Raw genomic sequence first — 231 nt, 5'->3', positions numbered from 1 at the left:
AACTCTAACATCTCTTGAACTTTCTCTTTCTTTTGCTGCTCTGAGAGTTCTTTTAGTCCAAAGCCAACGTTCTGGTTGACCGTCAAGTGCGGGAACAGAGCGTAGTCTTGGAAAATCATACCGATATTTCGTTGCTCCGGTGGCAACCAATTATCGCCATCATCGATGGTTTGACAGTTTAAACTCATTACGCCACTACTCAATGGAAGCAGGCCAGCAATCGCCTTAAGT

At 44.6% G+C, this 231-nt stretch carries 1 protein-coding gene; it reads right to left on the bottom strand.

Annotated elements, in window-relative coordinates; all coding sequences use genetic code 11:
* The coding region (locus AB4486_RS28230) for an ATP-binding cassette domain-containing protein (RefSeq protein WP_372120137.1) at positions 1-231 on the bottom strand (231 nt) is incomplete at both ends.

The sequence above is a fragment of the Vibrio sp. 10N.222.55.C6 genome (assembly GCF_041473395.1).
Lineage (GTDB): Bacteria > Pseudomonadota > Gammaproteobacteria > Enterobacterales > Vibrionaceae > Vibrio > Vibrio crassostreae_C.
This window is presented reverse-complemented; position numbering and strand designations above follow the sequence as displayed.